Origin of the sequence: Pseudoalteromonas sp. S558 (assembly GCF_005886635.1) — a bacterium.
Lineage (GTDB): Bacteria > Pseudomonadota > Gammaproteobacteria > Enterobacterales > Alteromonadaceae > Pseudoalteromonas > Pseudoalteromonas aliena.
In genome coordinates this window covers 1-302 of record NZ_PNDU01000483.1, presented here as the reverse complement: position 1 = coordinate 302, position 302 = coordinate 1, and the positions used below count along the sequence as shown (strand labels likewise).

Genomic DNA, 302 nt, shown 5'->3' with positions numbered 1-302 from the left:
AGTAGATAGCTTTTCGTTCGACAAATAACAATGACACCCATTCTAATTTTTTGCACTTTGTGAAACGAAGTACTAGTCTTTGTTTAGTGCAAAAACCAGCAGGGTGTCACATGGCTATCGCAAGAAAGCGTCAAGTAAGTTTGGTTGATACAAAGTATTATCACTGTATATCACGTTGTGTTCGGCGTGCTTTTTTGTGCGGTGAAGACTATTTTACTGGTCAATCTTACGAACACCGCAGAGGGTGGGTTGAAGACAAACTGCTTGAGTTAGCCAAGGTGTTTTGTATTGACGTCTGTGCT

1 pseudogene is annotated in these 302 nt (G+C 40.7%); it reads left to right on the top strand.

The annotated features are described in order from the left end of the window. Nucleotides 1–110 precede the first annotated feature (110 nt). Nucleotides 111–302, top strand: a pseudogene (locus CWB66_RS21000) (Mobile element protein); the annotation flags it as partial.